Origin of the sequence: Salibacterium lacus (genome assembly GCF_042684865.1) — a bacterium.
Taxonomy (GTDB): domain Bacteria; phylum Bacillota; class Bacilli; order Bacillales; family Marinococcaceae; genus Salibacterium; species Salibacterium lacus.
Window position 1 is genome coordinate 969,779 of record NZ_JBHUML010000002.1, and the last position, 18,212, is coordinate 987,990.

19 protein-coding genes and 2 tRNA genes are annotated in these 18,212 nt (G+C 46.1%); 6 read left to right on the forward strand and 15 right to left on the reverse strand.

Annotation, left to right across the window (positions count from 1 at the left end):
* Positions 1 to 40: 40 nt before the first annotated feature.
* From ACFSUB_RS05775 to ACFSUB_RS05785, 3 genes are all read right to left on the reverse strand, one after another.
* On the reverse strand, positions 41 to 706 hold the full coding sequence (locus tag ACFSUB_RS05775; RefSeq protein ID WP_380712236.1) for a potassium channel family protein: 666 nt from the start codon (positions 704 to 706) through the stop codon (positions 41 to 43).
* 100 nt (positions 707 to 806) lie between these two features.
* Positions 807 to 1,253, reverse strand: coding sequence for a TlpA family protein disulfide reductase (locus ACFSUB_RS05780; RefSeq protein WP_380712237.1), 447 nt, complete (start codon positions 1,251 to 1,253; stop codon positions 807 to 809).
* A gap of 24 nt (positions 1,254 to 1,277) precedes the next feature.
* Positions 1,278 to 1,832: a peroxiredoxin gene (locus tag ACFSUB_RS05785; RefSeq protein ID WP_380712238.1), complete on the reverse strand. Its 555-nt coding sequence runs from the start codon at positions 1,830 to 1,832 to the stop codon at positions 1,278 to 1,280.
* Between the two features lie 164 nt (positions 1,833 to 1,996).
* Here ACFSUB_RS05785 and ACFSUB_RS05790 point away from each other — a divergent pair, with 164 nt between their 5' ends.
* A complete protein-coding gene (locus tag ACFSUB_RS05790; protein ID WP_380712239.1) occupies positions 1,997 to 2,818 on the forward strand; it encodes a mechanosensitive ion channel family protein in 822 nt (273 codons plus the stop codon).
* A 93-nt stretch (positions 2,819 to 2,911) separates the two neighbouring features.
* Here ACFSUB_RS05790 and ACFSUB_RS05795 read toward each other — a convergent pair whose 3' ends face one another.
* The 3 genes from ACFSUB_RS05795 to dapD all read right to left on the reverse strand — a co-directional run bounded on the left by ACFSUB_RS05795 (position 2,912) and on the right by dapD (position 6,035).
* On the reverse strand, positions 2,912 to 4,033 hold the full coding sequence (locus ACFSUB_RS05795) for an N-acetyldiaminopimelate deacetylase (protein WP_380712240.1): 1,122 nt from the start codon (positions 4,031 to 4,033) through the stop codon (positions 2,912 to 2,914).
* Positions 4,026 to 5,234, reverse strand: coding sequence for an aspartate aminotransferase family protein (locus ACFSUB_RS05800; protein ID WP_380712241.1), 1,209 nt, complete (start codon positions 5,232 to 5,234; stop codon positions 4,026 to 4,028). The genes ACFSUB_RS05795 and ACFSUB_RS05800 overlap by 8 nt, the downstream gene beginning before the upstream one ends.
* Positions 5,235 to 5,309: 75 nt before the next feature.
* Positions 5,310 to 6,035, reverse strand: a complete 726-nt coding sequence (gene dapD, locus ACFSUB_RS05805; RefSeq protein ID WP_380712242.1) for a 2,3,4,5-tetrahydropyridine-2,6-dicarboxylate N-acetyltransferase — start codon at positions 6,033 to 6,035, stop codon at positions 5,310 to 5,312.
* Between the two features lie 176 nt (positions 6,036 to 6,211).
* Here dapD and ACFSUB_RS05810 point away from each other — a divergent pair, with 176 nt between their 5' ends.
* Positions 6,212 to 6,634, forward strand: coding sequence for a MarR family winged helix-turn-helix transcriptional regulator (locus ACFSUB_RS05810; protein WP_380712243.1), 423 nt, complete (start codon positions 6,212 to 6,214; stop codon positions 6,632 to 6,634).
* A gap of 1 nt (position 6,635) precedes the next feature.
* The gene (locus ACFSUB_RS05815; protein ID WP_380712244.1) at positions 6,636 to 7,853 is read left to right on the forward strand and encodes an MFS transporter; all 1,218 of its coding nucleotides are present in this window, start codon (positions 6,636 to 6,638) and stop codon (positions 7,851 to 7,853) included.
* An 83-nt stretch (positions 7,854 to 7,936) separates the two neighbouring features.
* Here ACFSUB_RS05815 and ACFSUB_RS05820 read toward each other — a convergent pair whose 3' ends face one another.
* From ACFSUB_RS05820 to ACFSUB_RS05830, 3 genes are all read right to left on the reverse strand, one after another.
* Positions 7,937 to 8,503 (reverse strand): hypothetical protein, encoded by a 567-nt coding sequence (locus ACFSUB_RS05820; RefSeq protein WP_380712245.1) that lies wholly within the window; start codon positions 8,501 to 8,503, stop codon positions 7,937 to 7,939.
* 223 nt (positions 8,504 to 8,726) lie between these two features.
* Positions 8,727 to 9,143 (reverse strand): HPr family phosphocarrier protein, encoded by a 417-nt coding sequence (locus ACFSUB_RS05825; protein WP_380712246.1) that lies wholly within the window; start codon positions 9,141 to 9,143, stop codon positions 8,727 to 8,729.
* A 76-nt stretch (positions 9,144 to 9,219) separates the two neighbouring features.
* On the reverse strand, positions 9,220 to 10,350 hold the full coding sequence (locus ACFSUB_RS05830; RefSeq protein ID WP_380712247.1) for a mechanosensitive ion channel family protein: 1,131 nt from the start codon (positions 10,348 to 10,350) through the stop codon (positions 9,220 to 9,222).
* A 331-nt stretch (positions 10,351 to 10,681) separates the two neighbouring features.
* Here ACFSUB_RS05830 and ACFSUB_RS05835 point away from each other — a divergent pair, with 331 nt between their 5' ends.
* Positions 10,682 to 11,695, forward strand: coding sequence for a DUF3231 family protein (locus ACFSUB_RS05835; protein WP_380712248.1), 1,014 nt, complete (start codon positions 10,682 to 10,684; stop codon positions 11,693 to 11,695).
* A 279-nt stretch (positions 11,696 to 11,974) separates the two neighbouring features.
* Here ACFSUB_RS05835 and ACFSUB_RS05840 read toward each other — a convergent pair whose 3' ends face one another.
* From ACFSUB_RS05840 to ACFSUB_RS05850, 3 genes are all read right to left on the reverse strand, one after another.
* Entirely contained in the window at positions 11,975 to 13,027 is a 1,053-nt protein-coding gene (locus ACFSUB_RS05840; RefSeq protein WP_380712249.1) for a homocysteine S-methyltransferase family protein, read from the reverse strand.
* Positions 13,028 to 13,121: 94 nt separating this feature from the next.
* Positions 13,122 to 14,042 (reverse strand): LysR family transcriptional regulator, encoded by a 921-nt coding sequence (locus ACFSUB_RS05845; protein ID WP_380712250.1) that lies wholly within the window; start codon positions 14,040 to 14,042, stop codon positions 13,122 to 13,124.
* A 287-nt stretch (positions 14,043 to 14,329) separates the two neighbouring features.
* Positions 14,330 to 14,404 (reverse strand) — tRNA-Val (locus ACFSUB_RS05850).
* Positions 14,405 to 14,583: 179 nt separating this feature from the next.
* Between ACFSUB_RS05850 and ACFSUB_RS05855 the strand changes: the two genes are divergently transcribed.
* The gene (locus ACFSUB_RS05855) at positions 14,584 to 15,045 is read left to right on the forward strand and encodes a hypothetical protein (RefSeq protein WP_380712251.1); all 462 of its coding nucleotides are present in this window, start codon (positions 14,584 to 14,586) and stop codon (positions 15,043 to 15,045) included.
* On the forward strand, positions 15,042 to 15,536 hold the full coding sequence (locus tag ACFSUB_RS05860; protein WP_380712252.1) for a hypothetical protein: 495 nt from the start codon (positions 15,042 to 15,044) through the stop codon (positions 15,534 to 15,536). Before ACFSUB_RS05855 ends, ACFSUB_RS05860 begins: the two co-directional genes overlap by 4 nt.
* Before the next feature lie 205 nt (positions 15,537 to 15,741).
* Here ACFSUB_RS05860 and ACFSUB_RS05865 read toward each other — a convergent pair.
* From ACFSUB_RS05865 to ACFSUB_RS05875, 3 genes are all read right to left on the reverse strand, one after another.
* Positions 15,742 to 15,816, reverse strand: a tRNA-Val gene (locus tag ACFSUB_RS05865).
* 216 nt (positions 15,817 to 16,032) lie between these two features.
* Entirely contained in the window at positions 16,033 to 16,902 is an 870-nt protein-coding gene (locus tag ACFSUB_RS05870) for a peptidoglycan recognition protein family protein (protein ID WP_380712253.1), read from the reverse strand.
* Between the two features lie 168 nt (positions 16,903 to 17,070).
* Positions 17,071 to 18,180 (reverse strand): NADH:flavin oxidoreductase, encoded by a 1,110-nt coding sequence (locus ACFSUB_RS05875; RefSeq protein ID WP_380712254.1) that lies wholly within the window; start codon positions 18,178 to 18,180, stop codon positions 17,071 to 17,073.
* Positions 18,181 to 18,212: the final 32 nt, after the last annotated feature.

Consider the following 18,212-nt stretch of genomic DNA (forward strand, 5'->3'; position numbering starts at 1 on the left):
ATTAAAAAAGAGGCTGTCTTTTAAAGGGACAGCCTCTTTTTTATGTTTCATCAATCCAGCGTCTCTCCAGGCGGGTAATGTCATCATCCGCCCCGATTACAATTAAAATATCCCCTTCTTCTATCTTTTTATCGGGTCTTGGGGATACATGAATATCTTCCTCTCTTTTTACCGCAAGAATGTTACAACCGTATCTGGCACGAAGATCAAGATCCACAATCGTTTCTCCGTCTATGGTCGGCCCCGCTGCCAATTCCACTATACTGTACTCATCGGAAATCTCGAGATAATCCAGCACACTGTTGGATACGACGTTGTGTGCAATCCGCACACCAATGTCCCGCTCCGGATGGATGATTTCATCCGCTCCAATCCGGTTCAGTACTTTTTCATGATAATCGTTTTGTGCTTTCACCGTAACATGTTTCACGTTCATCTCTACGAGAATCAGAGTGGTCAGAATACTTGATTGTATATCATCTCCAATAGCAACGATAACATGATCGAAATTACCGATTCCCAGCCCTTTTAACGCTTTTTCATCCGTTGAATCTGCGATTGCTGCCTGAGTCACAAGCGATGAAAATTCATTGACTTTATCTTCATCCTGATCGATCGCAAGCACTTCACATCCCTCTTCTACGAGAGATTTGCAGATACTTCCTCCAAAACGGCCGAGACCAATCACCGCAAATTGTTTTTTCATGGTTCATCCTCCGAACGTTCGTTCAAATTCTACAGCTTCCTATATTTTAAACGATGAATCGTTTCGGCGCAAAAACAGGAATCTTACCTGCTGTTTCCTCTTACTCCAACTGCCCCAGCAGCCGGTCGATCTTTTTGCGGAGAAGTTTCATGCCGCTGTCTCCTGCTTGTGTATGAAACAGGGTTTTGTTTGGATGAAACAGGTAATAGGAAGGAACATAATCATTTTGAAATTCATCAGATATCTGATTATCGTTATCCACCAGCAGAGGATGAATAATATTTAAATCATCCGCTTTTTGTTTCACTTTATCCATGTCCTGATCTTTAGATGACCGGGGCATGTGTACGGATAAAACATGTAGACTCGTTCTGTACCGGCTTAAAAGGCGGTTTAACGCGGGCATGGCTTTCTCACAGTGGCTGCAGCTGAGCGACCAGAAATGAACAAGCACAGGACGCCCATCTTCTGCGTATTCTTCCTTCCAGAATTCGTTGATCCAGTATTCATCTCCGTTGAAAGCAGGACGTTTCCAATCTTTATTCACCGTTTAACCTCCCTCGTTCCACGTCTAATTCCATTCGAGTGAACGCGCTCCCGGTTTCCAGTCCGCCGGGCATGGTTTTCCTGTCTGCAAAGCTTCCAGCACCCGCAGTGTCTCCCCTACGTCTCTTCCGATGCTGTCATGATGTATCAGCGAGTACACGACGATGCCCTCCGGACTTATAATAAACATGGCTCTTGCCGCCGTTCCTTCTGTTTCCTGAAGCACCCCGTAATCCTTGGATATACGATGACTGCTGTCTGAAACGAGTGGAAATGCGATACGTCCAATTCCATTATCCTCTCTCGGCGTTTTCGTCCACGCCCTATGAACATAAATCGAGTCTGTTGAAACGCCGAGAACATCCGTGTCCAGATCTTCAAAGTCCTCGTAACGATCATGAAGAGCCGTAATTTCGGTTGGGCAGACGACAGAAAAATCCATAGGATAAAAGAATAATACGACCCACCTGTCGTTATTTTGTGAGGAAGACAGGTGAATGGTGTGCTCGGATTGATCCGGGAACAGAGCATCCGCCTTGAAAAGCGGAGCAGCCCTCCCGACAAGGTTAGGCGCTGTCATCCTGCATACTCCTTTCTTCATACTGTAATCAGGTTCTCCCTGTTATCTTATACATCGATCGTTATTATGTTATAATGAGTTTTCCTGACAAAACATGATAGGTTTCGTCAGATATCCACCGGGGTATGGTTAGTTGGATTACATAAAAAAAGGAGTGACGTCACGTGGGTGAATTCTTGGACATATCCACTTTAATCAAAGGAGCATCCAGAATTATAATTCTGGTCATTGCTTTTCTAATCGTACGTGCTGTTGGAAAAAATATTATCAACCGTACGTTCTCCCGCATGAAAGAACAAAGGAATATGCATGCCGGCCGGGTGCAGACCTTGTATAAGCTGTCGGTCAATGTGTTCTCCTATATTCTGATTTTTATCTTCATCACAATACTTATCGGGATTTTCGGTCTCGAGATTGCGCCTATTATCGCAGGTGCCGGTGTGATTGGACTTGCCATCGGTTTCGGGGCCCAAGGGCTCGTCAGCGATGTAGTTACCGGCTTTTTCATTCTGCTTGAAAAGCAGATTGATGTGGAGGATTACATATCAGCTGCCGGTGTGGGCGGTGTTGTGGAAGAAGTCGGACTGCGCACAACCCAGATCCGCGGTTTTGACGGAACCCTCCACTTTATTCCAAACCGCAACATCAGCAACGTGGATAACCACTCCCGCGGCAACATGAGAGCGATGATCGACATCGGTATTTCGTATGACGACAATATTGACGAAGCAGTCCGGGTGCTGCAGGATGTGTGTGATCAGCTCGCCGCAGAAGAACCTGCCATCAAGGAAGGACCGGACGTTCTGGGTGTGCAGGGCATCGGCGAATCAGACGTTGTCATCCGTATTCTCGGGAAAACAGAGAATATGGAACAATGGGGCATCGAGCGTAAACTCCGTAAAGCCTGCAAGGAAGCACTCGACAAAAACGGCATCGACATTCCATATCCCCACCAGGTTTATGTGGACAAGCGCCGGGAACAATAGGAAATACAAAAAAGCCGCGGGAAATCTTTTCCGCGGCTTTTTTTACTCTGTTAGTACCAACAGGGAAAACGAAACGATAAATCCCTGCTGTTGTTACGCAGAACGCGACAAGAAGGATGTCATATGATGGACGGCCTGTATGATGGCTTCTTCTTTTGGTTCCATACGCGCATCATGCAGACCATACGGCGTATCTACTCCGAGCCAGAACATGACACCGGGAATTTCCTCCAGAAAATATCCAAAGTCCTCGCCGGTCATGGCTTCCCCGCATTCCACCAGTTCCATTTCACTTTCTTCCGAGGTAAACCTCATAAATTCATCGGTTAATGCCTTGTCGTTGTTGACCTGGCAGTAAGCCGAACCCCAATCAATGGAAATCTCACAGTCAAAACCGGTTTCGATGCCTGCAACCAGTGATTTGATCCGTTCTTTCACTTCTTTCATGCTCTCCACAGAAAGGGTGCGGACCGTTCCTTCCAGACGTGCCGTCTCTGCAATAATATTCTGCTTCGTTCCGCCGGAAATGGTGCCGACCGTCACAACGGCTGCATCCATCGGATTCACATTGCGCGAAACAATGGTCTGGAGCTGCGTAACAAGGTGTGAAGCCGCTACTACCATATCGTTGGCCATGTGGGGCCTTGCTCCGTGTCCCCCCTTTCCTTTCAGGTCCATAAACAGTTCCGATGTATTGGCAAACAGCAGGCCCGGTTTCAGTGCAACGGTACCGATCTGGTATTCCGGGGCAACGTGAAGAGCATACATTTCATCGGGTTTCCATTCCTGAAACGGCTGGGAACGAAGCATTGGGAGAGCTCCCCCCGGCCCTTCCTCCGCCGGCTGAAACAAAAACAGAAGATTGTTACGGGGCGGGTTCCCGGCAAAATAAGACAGAATGCCGGTTGCAATCGTCATATGTAAATCATGACCACACGCGTGCATATAGCCTTCATAGGTGGATGGAAACGAAAGAGTCGTCTGCTCTTTCATCGGCAGTCCGTCCATGTCCGTCCGGTAGCCGATCGTTTTTTCCGGAGCCGTTCCTTCCACAAACACAAATATACCACTCCGCCACGTGCGCACCGTGAGGTATTCCTGCGGCATCGCGTTGATTTTTTGAAGCAGCAGCTCTTGTGTTTTCCATTCTTCAAATCCCGGTTCCGGAATCTGGTGCAGCTGCCTGCGGAGTGTAAGCAGTTCCTCTTCAGTCATGAATGGATACCTCCTTCAGGAGTTCTTCTTCAAGTGCCCTGACAAACGCATCGGTGTCCTGCGGTTTCAGTGTCAGCGGAGGCAGGAGCCGTATAATGGTCTGCTGGGTGACATTGACCATAAAACCTCGGCGGAGCAGCTGCTGCTGAATACGCTGGACGTCTTCAGGAAGCGCCTGCAGGCGGAGTCCGAGCATCATACCCTGTCCGCGGACTTCACGCAGCAGTCCTCCGCTTGTTACTTTGAGGTATTCGAGACTGTTCCATAAATAAGAAGCATGTTCTTTTCCTTTTTCCAATCCTTCCTGGTCAAGCAGCACATCAAGCACGGCATTTCCCAGCGAGGCGCTGAGGGGGCTGGGTGCAAACGTCGCACCGTGGTCCCCCGGCGCAAACAGCGTATCCAGTCCTTCACGTGCCACCATTCCCCCAAGCGGCAGGCCGCCGCCGACTCCTTTTGCAAAAAGAAGAAGATCCGGTGTTACATCCGTATGCTGATAGGAAAACAGCTTCCCGGTTCTTCCCATACCGGTCTGTATCTCATCCAGACAAAACAGCACGTGATAGCGGCGGCACAGGGAAGCCGCTCCTTCAATAAACGACCGCGACAAAGGCATGATGCCTCCGGAACCAAGGACCGGCTCCATCATGAAGGCCGCCGGTTTCTTTTCCTGAAAAAGGCGTTCCAGCGCCTCCAGGTCTTCCGGGACCGTTTCAAAGACCGGGTAATCGGCAGCCGGGAAGTCCTGGTATACATTTTCCTGACGAGTCAGCTGAACCGCGCCGAGCGTACGCCCGTGAAAACTGTTTTCAAGGACTGCAATGCCGTCCTTATTCTCCGGGTCTTCCTTTTTCCATTTATGAATCAGTTTAACTGCCGCTTCCACAGCCTCTGTTCCGGAATTGGAAAAAAAAACTTTTCCCGGAAAGGTCTCGTTCACCAGCCGTTCAGCCAGTGTAATGGCCGGGGTATTCAGGAACACATTCGAAATGTGCAGAAATCTGCCTGCCTGTTCTTCAAGTTTCTGCACCAGATATGGATGGGAGTGACCTAAAATGTTCACAGCAAGTCCTGTGAATAAATCGAGGTAGCTGTTCCCTTCTTCATCATATAGGTAGTTTCCCTCCCCTTTTGTTACAGCAATGGGAAGACGCTGATAAGTGTTCATGATGTACTGCTGATCCCTGTTCATCCAGTTCATTGTGATTCGTCCCTTCTTTTGATGGAAAAATACCCGGCTGAAAACAGTGTTTCAGACCGGGCAGACAATCGTGTATTATTCGTCTTCGTTTAAGCGGCGCAGTTCCTGCTTCATTTCTGTTTTGCCTTTTGTCTGATCATCAATTTCTTTGATGACACGGGCCGGGGTGCCTGCAACGACGGTATTGGCCGGTACGTCTTCGGTCACTACTGCTCCGGCTGCAACCACCGCACCTTCTCCGACGGTAACACCTTCAAGGATAGCGCAGTTCGCGCCGACGACAACACCGTCTTCGATGACAACCGGCTGTGCAGAAGGCGGCTCAATAACGCCTGCAAGAATAGATCCTGCTCCGATATGGCAGTTGTTTCCAACAGTAGCGCGTCCGCCGAGGGCGACGTTCATATCGATCATCGTGTTTTCACCGACAACAGCCCCGATATTGATCGTGGCGCCCATCATAATGACAGCGTTTTTTCCGATGTCCACCTGATCACGGATCACCGCACCAGGCTCAATACGGGCCTGGATATCTTTCAGGTCAAGCAGCGGAATCGCACTGTTGCGGCGGTCATTTTCGATAACGTAATCTTCGATCTTGTCCGGATTTTCTTCGATTCCTTTTTTAATGTCTTTCCATTCACCGAAAAGAACACCTGTATTCCCGGTAATGAACCGCTTCGTATCGTTGCCGAATCCGATTAGTTCCAGACCGTCTCCTTTGATATGTACTTTTACGGGTGTGGTTTTTTCACTTTCTGAAATAAACGAAATAATTTCATTGGCATCCATTTGCTTCATATCACGTGCCTCCTCAAGTATTCTCCTTCATAGATTATCATACGTCACAGGCGAAAGAAACCATTCAGGTTCTTTTGTATCCCTTTACATAAAAAACCCCTGGTTTACAGGGCTGTGCAAGGTCGTTATACTGTGCAGGTACGTATTTAGTTACTTAAGTAAATAATAAGGAGTTAATGATGGATACAAGCGGATTAATCCACCTAATGAATCAGAAAGCACGCAGTTTCTCAAAAGAACTCAATGAATACGTGCAGCCGCACGGACTGTATACCTCCCAGTGGACCATATTGTACGTCTTGATGAAAAACGGACCGATGACACAAACCGCTATCTGGAAATACCTGCAGGTGGAAGCGCCGACCGTGACCCGCACCCTCGCTAAAATGGAAGAGAACGGCTGGGTCAGCAGAGAGTACGGCAGGGACCGCCGGGAGCGCATTGCTGCCTTAACAGAAGAAGCAAAAACGCAACTGCCGGCAGTGAAAAAGAGTGTCGAAGATGCTGAACATCACTTTACCGGCTCTTTAACCCGGGAAGAAGCAGACCAGCTTTACAGACTTCTGCAGAAACTCGGAACAGAAGAAAGAAGGGATTAACTTGGATCAGTCGAAACAACCGATCTGGACGAAAGACTTCCTCAGCATTTCTCTCGTTCATTTCATCGTCTTTGTTATTTTTTATACGCTGCTTACCACTCTCCCGCTCTATGTCGTCAATGAAATGGGAGGATCCGAGTCCAAAGGCGGTCTTATTGTAACCGCCATGCTCCTTACCGCCATTATCATCCGTCCCTTTTCGGGAAAAATACTGGATTGGGGCGGAAAGAAAAACATCCTGCTTATCACAGCTGTCGTATTTGCGCTTTCTACCTACGGGTATATCTGGATCGATACTTTTCTTCCGCTCATCCTGCTCCGCGTTTTCCACGGCATTTCCTTTGGTGTGCTGACGACTGCCACCGCATCCATTGCTGCAGATGTCGTACCGGAAGCAAGACGGGGAGAAGGACTCGGCTATTTCACGATGTCCATGAATCTTGCGATCGTGGCCGGTCCGTTTCTAGGCTTATCACTGACACAGTTCATGTCCTATCAATTTCTGTTTGTACTGTTAAGTGTCATTATGAGCGCCGGCGTGCTTTCTGCCTTTCTTGTCCATCCAAAAGACATTCCGAAGTCTTCCCCCAGCGAAAACAGTCCGACAGGCTTGCGGGGGCTTATCGAACACAAAGCTCTGCCCATCGCCGCCGCCAGCAGTCTTGTCGCTTTTGCCTATTCAGGAGTCATATCGTTTATTTCTGTGTACGCAGAAGAACTCGGGCTTGCTTCGGTATCCAGTTATTTCTTCCTTGTTTTTGCGGTGACCATGCTGCTCAGCCGTCCGTACCTCGGCCGTTTGTTTGACGAACGCGGCTCGAAAATTGTCATCCTGCCATGTCTGTTTGTTTTTGCTTTGGGACTCGGTCTCCTCAGTGCCGCGGGTGGTGCCGTTATGTTTCTTGTATCGGCCGCTCTGATTGGTATAGGGTACGGAACGCTCCTGCCATCGCTTCTTTCTTTATCTGTACAAACCGCAGCGCCGGAGCGTAACAGTTACGCGACCGCTACGTTTTTCATGATGTTTGACAGCGGCATAGCGGCTGGTTCATTCCTGCTCGGTATTATCGTGTCCTACACCGGTTTTTCGATGTTGTTTGCCGGCAGTGCCGTTTTTGTTCTGCTGCTCCTCTCCCTCTTCCAGTTCATGCTGGGAAAGAAGAAGCCATCGCCGGTTGAGGGGTGGAACCAGCAGGAGGCTGAAACTCCCGGCCGTTAAATGGTCCCCGGTCTTATACAAAAAAGAAAAGACGGAGTGGAACCGTTTCCCGCACTCCGCCTTAACTGATCCATTTCTCTTTTTTATGATGATGTTTCGAACCATACAGTACTGACTTCATCTGCTGTTTCGTCCGGCTTTTCCACGATGATTGTTCCGTCCTCGTATTTATATTCCTGCGTCCAAAGTTCTTCCATTTTGTTCTCATATTCTTCATCCGGAGAACCAATCTGTTTAGAGACCTTTTCGGCTTGAACAGAAGGGTTCTGCACGGCAAATGTCTCTGCCTGCTGTGAGCCATCAGGGAAAAAGAAAGTACCGCTGCCGTAATCCATAAACGCTGCTCCTTCAAATGACCCTTCCTCCACCGGTGTTCCGGCTTCTTTTTCTATCTGCTGCCGGTCACGTTGCAGCATGGAAAATAACGTGGTGATCGCTTCATCTTCAAAGAGGCTGTTAAACTGTTCTGCCCCTTCTTCTTTCTGGTCGGTTGCGCTTTTCACGTCGGAGAGAGGCTGTTTTTCTTCCACCTGCACAGCAGAAGATGTTGCAGCCGCCTGCACTGTACTGTTTTCTTTCATGTCTGATTGTCCACAGGATGCGAGCAGTCCTGCACTAATGAGCAAAACGGCGGTCCCTGTCTTCTTCAACAACGCCCCCTCCTTTCGTTCTTCTACTTATCGTATTTCCCTTTCTCTACGAATTTACACTATGATTTCGAACGCTCTGAAAAATGAAACTTTTGTCTTGATGTTGGGATTACAAGAGAACGGGCCAAACCATCACCAGATAAAAAAATGTTCCGAACGATTCTGTTATGAATCGTTCGGAACATTTTTTGCGGGTGGGAAGGTGCCCGCCGGACTTTTTATATTAATGTCTCGTCGTTTTTAGATAGGACTTTGCGACGTTTCGTACTTCAGGAGTCCAGTTATGAAGGGAAGCCGTCATCGCTTTTTCGACCGATTCCACTCCTTCTTCCTCCCAGTATCCAAGCGTTTCCTGTGCTGCCTGCGCGTCCTCCAGAAAGGAATGAACACTGGATAGTAAGGACGAAGCATCTGTCCCTTTGGCACGGACATGAATCTTGTCGCCGATTCGTATGGTTGTAAATACCGACATCATACCAAGCATACTTTTTCCATTTGCAGAGCTCTGCTTTTTTTCAAAAAAAACGTCACTTTCATACAGCTCCAAATGATGAACCAGCTCCATTACCTTCTGTACAGACAATCCTTTGAATAATGAGAATACAGCCGTCTGTTCCAACGTGCCTGCCCCCTTCTCCATTTAAATCCTCTGCTATTATAAAGGGAGTCTTCTGCATTTTCCACCGTTTAACGAAAGAGTGTCACAGAAATGTTGCTTATTCTTCGTTGGACTCTCGTTTCTCCCGTTCCATCCCTTTCCATTCTTCCGGTATTTTTTCCACATAAAGGGAACGGGATGGGAAAGCGGCGCTTACGCCTTCTTCTTCGAGAATACGGATAACGGTTAAATTAATTTCTTCTTTCACTCTATACCATTCCTGCCAAGCCGTGGACTTTGTGAAAAAGTAGATGAAAATATCATAGGAAGAGTCACTCATTTCACTGAAACGCACGAGAATTAATTCGTTATCCACATCCTTATGATCACGCAGCATCTCATCCACCCGCTGCACGACGGTTTCGATCTTAGCGGGCGGTGTTCCGTACTCCACACCTACTGTAAACATAACGCGGCGGACACTCATTTCCGACCAGTTAGTGATGGCTTCACTGGCAAGGATTTTATTCGGTACGGTAACAAGCGAATCGGCAAACGTCCGGACTTCCGTGCTTCGAAAGCTGATGTCTTCCACCATTCCTTCCACAGTCGGCGTTTCAATCCAGTCGCCGCTTTTAAACGGACGTTCCGTCACAATGATGACGCCGCCGAGAAAGTTGCTGAGCGTTTCCTGGGCGGCAAGCGCCACCGCCAGTCCGCCCAGACCAAGACCTGCCACCAGACCATTAATGTCGTAACCCCACTCGTAAGCAACGACGGTAATTGTCAGCAGTACGATGACAAAACGGGTCAGTTTTGACAAAAACGGAATGACCATACTGTCGGCCCCGTCTTCCATTTTATGCGAAAAACGGTGAAACAGATTCGAACTCGTCGACGAAAAGTTAAACAGCCCCCAGCCGATGACTGCAATCACAATAGAACGGTATATCGTGTTGATCACACCCATGGATTCAGGCGGTATGGGCAGATATAATAGCGCAAGGTATACACCAAGCACCCCGATAAAGAAACGGACCGGCTTTTCAAACGACGTCAGCATATTCGTAAAAAACGATGCCGGAGACTTTTGCGCAAACCTCATCACTATCTTGAAAATGTAACGGGTGAACACTTTTCGAAAGATGAAAACAACGAGAAAGATAAGACATGCTATCCCGATTTTCACCCATGGCAGTCCCAGAAAAGCTTCCCACCATTGATCGATGATATTTAGTACGATATCCATTGTTTTCCCTCCATGTGCCCTGGTTCCGGATCGGTACTGTCCGGCAGCATCATCAGGAGCACTACATGCATCACAACATCTCTTTTCTTTGTATCAATAAACGTCTTTCTTATTTTACTAAAACAACCGCCGCTCTGTATATCCTTCCTTACGCTTATCTCTTTCACGAAGGAAAAGAAGTAAACGGGGAATCCCCGTTTACTGCAGGAAGCCGGCGTATTCCTACCATCACGACCTGCTGCTGTTTTTTTCTTTTATTATACACAAAAGATGAATGGAACCATGAAAAAAGAGCAGAATATAAACGAAATACACGTTTGGAGGATTAGGTATGCAGGAGTCGAACCGTAACATATCATTAACGTCGGCAGAGATCTCCCAATTATGGATAACATATATGAATGACAGTGCAGCCATCTGTCATTTAGAGCAGGAAATGAACATCGTCGAAGATACGGAGATAAGAAATTTACTGCAATACGCCTTGGAAGTTTCCCACTCCCACATTCGTACCGTTACAGAGCTGTTTCATAACGAAAATTATCCAATTCCTCATGGTTTTAAACTTAGCGAGGATGTAGATGTAACAGCCCCTCGTTTATTTTCGGATACGTATTATTTAAATTCGCTGAATCAGTTAGGAAAGCTTGGATTAAATAATTACAATATGGCTTTAAGTTTAGTTGTAAGAGAGGACATTTATTATTTTTACAGTGCCTGTCTTACCGAATCAGATAAAATTATCAAATGGAGCAATGATATTTTATTATCCAAAGGTTCCTATATAAGGCCGCCTTATCTTCCAAAACCAAAGACTTTCGATTATGTTCATAAAAAAAGTTTTTTAGCAGGGTATTTTGGAGAAAGACGACCGTTAACAGGGATGGAAATAGCCAATCTTTATGCCAATTTCCAAAGAAATGCGCTCGGGTCTGCCACCATGATGGGATACAGCCAGATTGCCCAGAACAAAGAGGTGGTCCAATTTTTAAAAAGAGGAAGAGATATGGCTCAAAAACACTGTGACATATTTGAATCCTATTTAAAGGAAAACGACCTGCCCAGCCCGATGATGCTGGACTCCGAAGTAACGGATTCAACGACTTACACCTTTTCTGACAAAAAGATGATGTTTTATTGTTCAACATTAACCACCATCAGTCTTGGATATTACGGCACAAGCATGTCCATGAGTCCACGCAGGGATATCGGTGTTATGTATGGCAGACTGATGGCTGAAGTTGCGCAGTTTGCGGATAAAGGAGCAAACATTATGATTAAGCACGGATGGATGGAAGAGCCGCCAAGAGCCGCAGACAGGGATGAATTAGCGGATAACGATTAATTTTTATACATGCGCCGCGTTCGATCCCGGCAGGTCATCTTATGATTCTCAGTCTTTTTGGTCCATGACCAGCCGACCGGATCCCGATGCCCGGGGTATTCTATCGATATCCAGCTCTCTAAACCATGTCTCTTGATATACCACACTTATGAGCGGTCGTTTTTTCCACGTATGCCATCTTTTGTACCGGTTTTTACGGAGACCTTACCAGTCTTAAAAATGGATGCAGCTTCAGTTAATGAAGAATGCATCCATCTTGTTCACATATCACCTTTTGACTTACGCTTTTTTACTGTAGTTTAGATTATGACTTTTTAGCGTTTCATCTTTGCCGAATAAGAAGTGCTTCTCCATATCCGGTGAATATTTGGAATTAATGGTTTCGTATCCCACCGCTTCTGCTATTGCTCTGATCATCGCAGGGGAGGCTCCGCAGCAAAGACCAATATAATGAATACCAATATCTTTTGCTTCTTTCGCCCATTCTGCTAATTCGTACCGATTGTGATAAAGCGGGTCTAAGGATGTAGGGAACGTGGTTTCGGTCGGCAGGGAACAACTGCATCCTCCATCAGGCAGGTTGAAGAACGTCGGGTGTTCTTCTGTCGTGCGATATGGAATAGGCAGTCCACCGACATACCCTTCTACCTCATTTCTAATTCCCTTCAGGTATGGCTGCATCGTATGTGGTCCGCGGAAACAGTTCATCCCAACCACTAACGCACCTTTTTCAGAAAGAGTCTTACAGGATTCTTCAACCGTATAGCCATCCCGTAGTATATTTTCGCCCATCAGCCCTAATGTAACGACTGCCGGCAGACCCTGCTTTTGAATTTCCTCCAGCGCAATAACGGCCTCTTCATGGTAATAAAACGTTTCCCCATTTATAAAATCAACGCCTTCTTCTTTGCACCACGTGGCCATTTCTGCAAAAATACTTCTTACTTCTTCCGCAGAATCAGCATCTTCCGGATCAAAAATATTCGTATTCGAAATGTTGCCTGCAACTAGCGCTTCTTCTACAGGATGTTCCTTTGCCACTTCTTTCGCCAAACGAATCGCATTTCGGTTTAATGGCTCATGTAAATGTTCTTTACCTATAATTCTCATTTTTTCACGGTGGGCATTATAGGTGAAAGCTAAAACCACATCTGAACCGGCATTCATGTAATCACGATATACCTGCTTTAAAACCTCCGGGTGCTCAAGCGCTACTTCTGGTACAAACGATCCAGCCTGTAAATAACCTCTGCGCTCCATTTCAAATAAATATCCTTCGGCTGCAACGACTGTACCTTCGTTTAATCTTTGTTCTAAACTTCTTTTCCCCACTGCTAACCCTCTCCTTTGGTAATGTAGGGTCAGTGTAGCATTGAATAATGGTATAGCATAACACGTAAAGTCTATACTTTGTCATAGCTTCAAACTATAGCAAAGTTAATTCTTCGGCAATCGTTTCCTTTAAGAAATTGATATAAATCGCTGCCAGCGGGCTGTTTGCTATATTCTTATGTTGAATATACCCGACTGTAATGCTCTCATCCACGTTAAGCGGCACCGCCACAATATCATCGTCGTTGATGTCATAACTGATTATGCCTGTGGAAATGGTGTATCCATTCAATCCTATCAGCAGGTTAAACAACGTGGCCCGGTCACTGACGCGAATATTTTTGCGTCTTGAGATGGTGCTTAATATCTCCTCGGAGAAATAAAACGAATTATAGTCCCCTTGTTCAAATGACAAATATGGATAAGGATCCAAATCAGCTAAGGTAACATACTTCTCGGCCGCGAGTGGGTTCGTTGAACTGATGAACACATGCGGCCTGGCCTGAAACAGCTCATGAAACGTTAAATTTCCTTCTCTCAGAAACTTTCGAATAACCTGTTCGTTAAAATCATTTACATACAAAATCCCAATTTCACTACGAAGGTTTTTTACATCCTCAATGATTTCATACGTCCTCGTCTCCCGTAACGTAAACTCATATTCATCCCGATCATAATTTTTCAACAGCTTCACAAACGCACTGACCGCAAAGGCATAATGCTGGCCGGATACAGAGAAATGCTGCTGCGGGGGTTGAGATGCATTGGCATAGCGGTTTTCAAGCAAGTCTGTCTGTTCCATCACCTGTCTTGCGTAACCTAAAAACTCCGACCCCTCTGACGTAATAACAATTCCCTTATTCGTCCGGGAAAAAATCGCAATCCCCAGTTCATTCTCCAATTCTTTGATCGAATTCGACAAACTCGGCTGACTAATAAACAATTGATGCGCAGCTTTACTAATCGATCGCTGCTTCGCCACCTCAATCACATATCTCAATTGCTGCAATGTCACGTGAACTCCTCCTTCCTATTGTTCTTTACATTCTTTCGTAAAGCTTCTTCTTGTTCGTCCGGCTGTAACTGCTGGATTAGAGTTAACATTTTTGCTTGATAAGATGAAATACTTCCCAGATCCGATATCTAAAAAAAGTATGAACCGAAAGAGAAGTAAATCGAGAAGTCATATGTATATTTATAATATAAAAGCAAGCTGCCTTCAAATTCAATAATACTTTATTCAGGTGAAGGTTTGCAATTTGTTTGCAGACCGTGTCCAGCCAAAAAATGGCACATTATGTATGGCGAGCCGTACTGGATTCGAACCAGTGATCTCTTGCCTGTCAAGCAACCGTTCTCCCACTGAACTAACGGCTCTTTCAGGCGTTATTCTTGCTAAGGTGATGTATAAACGTAACACAAGAGCAGCACAATAAGAAAAAGTGTCGTGACTGCATGACGGCTAATGCAGATTCACTATAGAGCATCCCACCCGCTGGTTATATTTGTCACCTGAAACACACATAATAACACTATTGATAAGGAATGTGGTCTATATGGCTTTTGTATTATTTTTCTTTGCCGCATGGTTTATAACAACAACATTTTTGATAATGCCAAAGAAAATATCGATTATTGAAAATACATTTGTACTTATGGTTATTCTAATCATCAATATTAATTGGGGTTGGATTATATATGAGGGCATGGAACGTATTGAATTAACAGAAGAGAGCATGAATTATACCGCTTTTTTATTACTTAGAAGTGTAATCATTCCATTAATCTTAGTCACACAATTAAATCTGGTTCATAAGTCAAACACCATATTCGTTGTTTTAGTATCTTTAATCATACTGCTGTTTTTTTCAAGTTTGACCTCCATTTTAAATATAGCGGATTATGTGAAATGGAATTTGGGATTTGATGCCATTTACTATTTGCTGCTTCACGTCATTGCCTATTACTCGCTTCTTTTCATACGAAAGATTGCTTATAAAGAGGTGACATACACGTGAGTTTATGGGAAAGCTTTGATAAAAACGAAATATGTCTATTGATAATGCTCTTGCTGGCTTACTCTGCTTTATTCCTTCTTCCTAAGAAATTCACGAGAGACATAGCTTTGTTATTTTCAATGTGGGGTGTCTCGTTTGGATTTTTATTTGACTTTACGATCGGCGGCGGGCTCATTAATTTCTATATAATTAATGATTTACCTGAGTATGAATTATTTGATATTTTTTATTATCTGCTATTTGCCCCTTCGAGTTACATTTTTATTTATCTTTATGAAATATTCAGGGATTACAAAAATGTGTTTTTATGGTATGTCACCATTTTTTCTTTATTTGGTATAGGGATACAGGCGGTATTCACTTGGTTTGAAATTATAAACTTTCAAAAAGGATATCAACCGCTTTTTTCATTTGCCGTTTTTTTAACTATTCAAACCATTACCATTCTTTACTTTGAATTCATATCCTCTAAATTTAACGTTTATAGGTGATTAGAATTTTATTTCTCTTCATCCCCCGCTCATATAAAATACATCAAAAATCTAAAGGTACATTTAATGGGTGTTGTTGCGGTAATAATCGTAATATTGAATAATGGAAAGCAGAATCGTAGTTGATCTTAAGATATAATGGATCTATAAAAATGACGCCGGACCGAGGGTTTCCCTCAAACCGGCGTCACCTGCCTATTATGTATGGTGAGCCGTACTGGACTTGAACCAGTGACCTCTTGCCTGTCAAGCAAGCGTTCTCCCACTGAACTAACGGCTCGTATTGTCTTCAAATCAGCGATATTTCTTATTATAAGACGGAAAATGCAAAGACGCAAGGGGTATTCATTATTTTGTCAGGTTCCCGCAGGAACCTGATATCCATTAAATCTCATTCTTTTCCGTTTCGGTGTCGCCTTCGCCCTCTTCCGGCTTCTGTGGACGCTTGTCCTTGGTAAACAAAGACTTCCACATCTGTTTCAGTTTTTCCCACATATCAGGATTCCCCTTTTATCATTTGATGATAACGGTAAAGCACGGTCGCCAGCTGCTCCCGTGACACAGGTTCTCTTGGGTATTTTCCATTCAACAGTCCCTGCTCCTGCGCCCATTTCCATGCGCTCTGGTGGGAAGGGTTCGGTGTATGGTCGTCCACGGTCTCACCTCCCTGGGACAGGACTTCCTCCAGTTTTTCCATCGTGCGGGGGCCTGCGATTCCGTCTGTTTTCAATCCATGTTTTCTCTGAAATGCTTCCACCGCAGCTTGTGTTTCTGTACCGAACTGTCCGTCTGCTCCGTATATGGAGAGATTTTCTCCAGCCTGCATGAGATCAGCCTGAAGCTGCTGTACCTGCTGACCGGTGTCTCCCATTTTCAGAATAATGGACTCACTGCCTGTCAGCGGTTCTCCGGACCTTAATGCTGCCCTCACTTCGTTCATTTCGATACCGGGACACAGCGTAGATGTCCCCGGAAGCTCCCGGTGGCCGAGAACATCCGAAACGCTTAACTGGAGGTTCTTCATCGCGCGCTGTACCCTTTCGTGCCATGCCTTTTCCTGGACATCGGTAAACGAACCATCTCCGACAAGGCAGATATGGTACGTATAGGAATTGTGTCCGGCTGCTCCGTTGGTGACCATGGAAGGCGCGTAACAGACCTGCACGGTTCCATCGCGGAGAATAATTTCGTGGTATCCTCCTGTCTGCCATGCCGGGGTGAACTGACTCCATGTCTGATTCCAGAAAGACCAGAAATCCCCGCTCTTTGTCGCGGAATGATGACGGATAATTTTGCGAACGCTGCTTTCATTCCTCGTTTCCCCGCGTTTTGGTACTTGGCTGCGAAGATCTTCAATCTGCGGCATCACTCTGCCTCCTTTCCCACTTGGAACCTCACTACTAAAATATGCCGCATCGAACAAAATGGATGGACAGGGAGCTTAATGAACATATGGATTTTTTATCAGCTCGGTTCTCCGCAATAATCTACCGAAAAAAAGCCGTTCCCATGAAAGGAACGGCCCGGGTGGTGCTTAGTATAGGTTATTTAACGACTCACGGCTGTAAGCCTGCAGTTCATCGGCGCGGCCGTCGCGGACTTTTTCAGCCCAGGCCGGGTCCATTAAGAGCGAACGGCCGACTGCGGCCATGTCGAATTCATTATTTTGAAATCTTTCCATGAGACCGTCCAGGCTTGTGGTTTCTGCGCCTGCACCACTTGTGAACTCTCCGTTCAAGCCGATGGATCCAACGATAATCGTAGGTTTGCCGGTGATTTTTTTCGTCCAGCCGGCCAGGTTCAGGTCGGATCCTTCGAATTCAGGCTCCCAGAACCGGCGCGTGGAAGTATGGAAGATATCTACTCCGGCTTCTACAAGCGGAGTCAGAAATGCTTCAAGTTCTTCCGGTGTTTCTGCGATTTTGGCTTTGAAATCGGACATTTTCCACTGGGAAAACCGGAAGATAATAGGGAAATCCGGTCCGACCGCGTCCCGGCAGGCTTCCACGATTTCCACCGCAAAGCGTGTTCTGCCTTTTATATCTCCTCCGTATTCGTCGGTACGGCGGTTGGTGTGGCTCCAGATAAACTGATCGATCAGATAGCCGTGGGCACCATGGATTTCAACAGCGTCAAAGCCGAGCCGCTTGGCATCGGCAGCACCCTGGGCATAGGCGGACACCAAATCGTGGATTTCTTCGGTGGAGAGTGGTTCTGACACTTTTTCCCCTGTCAGAGCAAGCCCCGATGGACCAACCGGCATAGCTTCCACATTCGGTTCATCTCCGGGACTGCGGGTCGTGCCGACGTGCCATAGCTGCGGCGCGATCTTTCCGCCTTTCTCATGTACTTGTTTCACTACCTGCTCCCAGCCCTGAAGTGCTTTTTCGCCGTAGAAGAGCGGGATGGACGACCCCGATACCGATGCCGGATGATCAATGCCGGTTCCTTCGGTAATAAGCAGCCCGACGTCATGTTCAGCGCGTCTCCGGTAATAGGCGGCAACGTCTTCTGTCGGAACTCCCCCCGGGGAAAACCCGCGTGTCATGGGTGCCATCACAATTCGGTTGGAAAGAGCGAGTGTTCCCAGTTGAAAAGGCTGAAACAATGGTTGAACGGTTGTATGTTCTGTTAAGTTCTGCATCCTTTATCTCCTTTACCTAATAAGTTGCACAA

Excerpts from the sequence above, each read along its gene's own strand:
- ACFSUB_RS05855 (WP_380712251.1), top strand. The coding sequence starts at position 14,584 with ATGGCTTTTGTATTATTTTTCTTTGCCGCATGGTTTATAACAACAACA.
- ACFSUB_RS05795 (WP_380712240.1), bottom strand. The coding sequence starts at position 4,033 with ATGACTGAAGAGGAACTGCTTACACTCCGCAGGCAGCTGCACCAGATT.
- ACFSUB_RS05800 (WP_380712241.1), bottom strand. The coding sequence starts at position 5,234 with ATGAACTGGATGAACAGGGATCAGCAGTACATCATGAACACTTATCAG.
- ACFSUB_RS05785 (WP_380712238.1), bottom strand. The coding sequence starts at position 1,832 with ATGACAGCGCCTAACCTTGTCGGGAGGGCTGCTCCGCTTTTCAAGGCG.
- ACFSUB_RS05810 (WP_380712243.1), top strand. The coding sequence starts at position 6,212 with ATGATGGATACAAGCGGATTAATCCACCTAATGAATCAGAAAGCACGC.
- ACFSUB_RS05825 (WP_380712246.1), bottom strand. The coding sequence starts at position 9,143 with ATGGAGAAGGGGGCAGGCACGTTGGAACAGACGGCTGTATTCTCATTA.
- ACFSUB_RS05875 (WP_380712254.1), bottom strand. The coding sequence starts at position 18,180 with ATGCAGAACTTAACAGAACATACAACCGTTCAACCATTGTTTCAGCCT.
- ACFSUB_RS05830 (WP_380712247.1), bottom strand. The coding sequence starts at position 10,350 with ATGGATATCGTACTAAATATCATCGATCAATGGTGGGAAGCTTTTCTG.
- dapD (WP_380712242.1), bottom strand. The coding sequence starts at position 6,035 with ATGAAGCAAATGGATGCCAATGAAATTATTTCGTTTATTTCAGAAAGT.
- ACFSUB_RS05775 (WP_380712236.1), bottom strand. The coding sequence starts at position 706 with ATGAAAAAACAATTTGCGGTGATTGGTCTCGGCCGTTTTGGAGGAAGT.
- ACFSUB_RS05870 (WP_380712253.1), bottom strand. The coding sequence starts at position 16,902 with ATGCCGCAGATTGAAGATCTTCGCAGCCAAGTACCAAAACGCGGGGAA.
- ACFSUB_RS05835 (WP_380712248.1), top strand. The coding sequence starts at position 10,682 with ATGCAGGAGTCGAACCGTAACATATCATTAACGTCGGCAGAGATCTCC.